Source organism: uncultured Gimesia sp., from assembly GCF_937910335.1.
Classification (GTDB): domain Bacteria; phylum Planctomycetota; class Planctomycetia; order Planctomycetales; family Planctomycetaceae; genus Gimesia.
Map to the genome: position 1 here is coordinate 1 of NZ_CALEMX010000051.1, position 4,471 is coordinate 4,471.

The 4,471-nt window shown below is 45.5% G+C and carries 3 protein-coding genes; 2 read left to right on the forward strand and 1 reads right to left on the reverse strand.

Annotated features, from left to right (window positions below):
- The first annotated feature begins 367 nt into the window (after positions 1-367).
- Complete coding sequence (locus tag Q0668_RS02060) at positions 368-952, forward strand: hypothetical protein (protein ID WP_298859435.1); 585 nt, start codon at positions 368-370, stop codon at positions 950-952.
- Positions 953-1,449: 497 nt separating this feature from the next.
- Positions 1,450-3,546: a glycogen debranching protein GlgX gene (gene glgX, locus Q0668_RS02065; RefSeq protein WP_298859438.1), complete on the forward strand. Its 2,097-nt coding sequence runs from the start codon at positions 1,450-1,452 to the stop codon at positions 3,544-3,546.
- 10 nt (positions 3,547-3,556) lie between these two features.
- Here glgX and Q0668_RS02070 read toward each other — a convergent pair whose 3' ends face one another.
- Positions 3,557-4,324, reverse strand: coding sequence for an undecaprenyl-diphosphate phosphatase (locus tag Q0668_RS02070; RefSeq protein WP_298859440.1), 768 nt, complete (start codon positions 4,322-4,324; stop codon positions 3,557-3,559).
- Positions 4,325-4,471: the final 147 nt, after the last annotated feature.

Below are 4,471 nucleotides of genomic sequence, written 5' to 3' on the forward strand. Positions count from 1 at the left end.
GTCATGAATATCAATATTGTCAATATGATGACATGTTGCAGCCTTGTTTTGGTGGATTTACGCTTTGAATACAGGTTTAAAACGATGGTATGGCCTCAAGGTTTATCTCGTTTGTAAAAAGGTCATGTTGTGGGTCTGTTTTGAGTGAGGTGTCTCGTAAATGTTACAACAAAGACATGCGAAGTGTTGCTTAAATGATTATATGTGAATATTTAATAGGTTGTAAGTGGTATTTATTATAGATGTTAAGGTAGTTTATTGTATTGTGCTCTCTTGTTTTGGCATGCCGAATGCAACTGGTAAGTTAGCCACGTGGTGGTTTAAATGACTACATTTTTTCGGCAATGAAAATGAGGAGAAATCTTTTATGACAGGTAAATTAACGACATTGGCAATTTGTTTAAGCTGTATGGTGATCTTTTCGGATCGGGTTAATGCAGCAGATCATGGTGCTATGAAAGTTTCGCACGAAACAAAAACGGCTTTTTTTCAACCTCGTCCTGGTGGCGTTCTAGACGTGATTACTTCGCCGTTTCGGGCTTTGACTGCTCCTGCTAGTTATAACAGGGGATATCAGCAGACTTCATATCAGCCCCAATATGGTCAATCGGCCTATGGCCGCACGAACTGTGTGAATGGTAAGTGCTATCCCAGTAGCACGTATCAAAGTCCTTGTGCTAATGGAAATTGTGGAATTGGTTCCAGTTGTGGTGCGAACTGCAGATCTGGAAATTGTCCTGGTGGAAACTGTGGCGTGAATCGCTATCAGCGTCCTGTTCAGTACAATACTGGTTATCGTGGATCATACGGGAGCAGTGCTCAGCAGTATCCTACGTATCGACCAGTCAGTCAGCCTGTTTATCGGTCCTATCGTCCGGTAAGTCAGCCAGTTTATCAGCCTTATCGATCTGGACCAACCAGTTCAACTCGCAATGATCCTTTTTTCCCGTAACTTGAAGTAGCGACTTACCCGTCACGATGTACGATAAAACAGGAGTGACAATGCGGTTGAGAAAAAACTGAGCTACTGGAATTTCCGGTAGCTCAGTTGTCTTTTTAGGAAAAATGTCCTGTGTAAAGTTGTTTTACTTGATAAACTGTCTGCGGCAATAAAATAACTTGAATGTAAACTGAGTGTTGTTTGAATAAAATACAAAACGATTGTTTTCTCGATGTTATCTACTGCCTTCAGCCGATCTCTGGGAACTCACTTTGAATGAAAAAAAGAAATGATTTTTCATTGAGTACGAGTCGAAGAATAAGAATAGAGATGTGGATTATCGTTAAAATCAGATGAGTTCCGTCAGAGGATGGAATGATCTGAAGCAATATTTGAGATGATGTTACTGTATTGAGTTGAAAATATTGAGTTCTTTTTTTGCTCAAGAGAAGGACGCTTAATTTTCGCGTGTTCAGTTCGGTGCAGTAATCCTGAGGAATAGGTATTTAATGGATCACGAATTGGTACACTCTTTAAGTTCCCCCATTCACTCGATGCATACATTTTCCTACGGTGCAGTACCGCAGGATAACGGGGTGCTCTTTTCTGTTTACAGTCGCTCTGCCACTTCGATGTGGTTATTACTGTATAACCATGTTGATGATTTAGAGCCATCCGAAGTGATTCAATTCAATCAAGAGTATGGCCGCTTAGGCGATATCTGGACGGCTTTCATCTCGGGTATTGGCCCTGGTCAACTCTATCATTTTCAAGCAGATGGTCCTTTTCAACCAGAGGTCGGACATCGGTTTGATAAACGGGCTCGTTTGATTGATCCCTATGCCAAAGCACTTGCAGGAAATTATCAGCCTTCTCCGGATGGGATAGTCCGACCACCTAAGTGTGTGGTTGTAGATGATCAGTTTGACTGGCAAGGCGATCGTCATGTGAGGCACCATCTGGCTGACACAGTCGTTTACGAAATGCATGTGCGTGGATTTACGAAATCATCCAGTAGTGGTGTTGAAAGTCCGGGAACTTATGCTGGCGTCATCGAAAAGATTCCGTATTTGATTGATCTGGGTATTACCGCCGTTGAGTTGATGCCCATCCATGAATTCCCGATGAACGAACCGGATGGTTCCTTTACTGACCACCAGAATTATTGGGGCTATGAAACACTGGCTTTCTTTGCCCCGCATCGTGGTTTTGCCACCAACCCGGAACCGGGCGCTCAAGTGCGAGAGTTCAAAGAGATGGTGCGGGCTTTGCATGATGCCGGCATCGAAGTCATATTGGATGTGGTCTTTAACCATACTGCGGAAGGTAATGAGCACGGTCCGACGCTTTCTTTTCGCGGATTAGAAAATCAAGTTTACTACCACCTGGAGCAAGGTGGGAAACACTATAAAAACTATTCCGGATGTGGAAACGCGATTAACGGCAACCACCCCGTAGTCCGGGAGATGATCTTCCATTGTCTGCGTTATTGGACCTGTAACTATCACATCGATGGATTCCGGTTTGATCTCGCATCTATCTTAAGCCGCGACAGGAGCGGAAACCTTGTTCCAAGCCCTCCATTGGTCGAAGCCATCGCAGAAGATCCGCTATTGGCAGATACGAAACTCATTGCAGAGGCCTGGGATGCCGCGGGAGCCTATCAGGTCGGATCATTTTCACACATGCGCTGGGCAGAATGGAATGGTCGCTATCGGGATGACGTGCGCCGCTTCTGGCGTGGCGATGTTCCGACACTGGGGGATTACGCGACACGTCTCTCCGGTTCAAGTGACCTTTACCAGAAAACGGGGCGCGAGCCATTTCATGGCGTGAACTTTATTACTGCCCATGATGGGTTCTCTTTGAATGATCTGGTGAGTTATGAACACAAGCATAACTATGCCAATCATGAAGACAATCAGGACGGGGAAAACAATAACATCAGTATGAATTTCGGTGTTGAAGGTCCCACTGATGACCCGGCCATTAACGGTATGCGCGAACGTCAGATCAAGAACCATCTGGCAACGCTCTTTTTGAGTCAGGGCGTTCCGATGTTACTTTCTGGAGATGAATGTCGCAGGACGCAGCGTGGGAATAACAATACATATTGCCAGGATAATTCCATTTCCTGGTTTGACTGGTCGCTGGTTGATAAAAACAGTGGTTTGTATCGGTTTTGTAAAGAGCTGATTCATTTTCGACTTTGCGAACCCACGTTAAGACAGAGGGACTTCCTCACCGGACAATTGGATGGAGTTGAAAAACTTCCGGATGTCAGTTGGTTCAATGTACAAGGCCATTCTGTAGATTGGAAACATGACACGCACTGTCTGTTATGTATTCTGGGGGCAAGGCACACATCTCGACGAGTCAGGGATGGTTCTGATCTGATGATTCTGATAAATTCTTCTCCCGATGCGCAGGCATTTGAGTTACCGTTCGGGGTCAAGCCGAAAGAATGGCATTTGACCGTCGACACCTCTGCCCGGTCACCACTGGATATTTTTCCGAAGCGGGATGGTACGACCTTATATCCGAGAGTGGCTGTGTTACCTGCACGTTCAATGCGTTGTTATGTACGCCGTTCTTCGCGCCGTTAAGCGGTTCTTCTCAGATGAACTGCATGATGGTAATGAGTATTCCCAATGGAATACACCAGTACGCAAAATACTGCAGTTTCCCTTTTTCAAGCCAGCGAACCAGTAACCAGAGCGCAGCCAGTCCTATAATCGCTGAGACGATCATTCCCACGGCCAGCAGGCTCAGGGGAGTGCTCATATGCGGGTTCGAGAGTATTTCCGCCGTTTCAAGAATGGTCGCGCCAGCGATTGCTGGAATCGCCAGTAAAAATGAAAAGGTTGCCGCTGATTGTCTGGACAATCCTGTAAGCAGGCCGGTCACGATTGTACTACCGCTGCGCGAAATACCAGGTAAAATGGCGATTGCCTGCGCAAAGCCAATGATGAGCGCCTGCTTGTAAGAGATTTCCGTATAGCTCTGTTCTTTTTGAGGAATGTGAGGAATCGTGAGCAGGAAGAGGCCTGTAATCGGTAACATGCAGCCTGCAAGCAAAGTGCTTTCCAGCATAGGCTCAGCATATTTTTTCGCTGCTAATCCAATCACGACTACGGGTAGCGTTCCAATAATCAACAGCGGTATGACCCTGAAATCCTGGCTGAGTAGTCGATAGATGGTTCTTCGGTAGAAGATGAGTATTGAGATTAAAGTGCCCGCATGCAGAACAATATTCACGTCTGTCTGGTCTGCCTGGATATCGAGCAGGCTTTCTACAATCACCAGATGCCCTGAAGAGCTGATCGGAAGGAACTCGCTGATTCCCTGAATGATTGACAGCAGAATCATTTTTAACCAGGTCATTATGAAATCTTTTCCGACGAAATAGATGGGGAATCAGGAGGATGGTAAGTGATCGAAATCCAAAACGTTCACTCTGGTCGTTTCAGACGAAAGGTGAGCAGAGAGGAGTAATGTTATAAATGTAATTCTGGAAACAATTTATGGCAC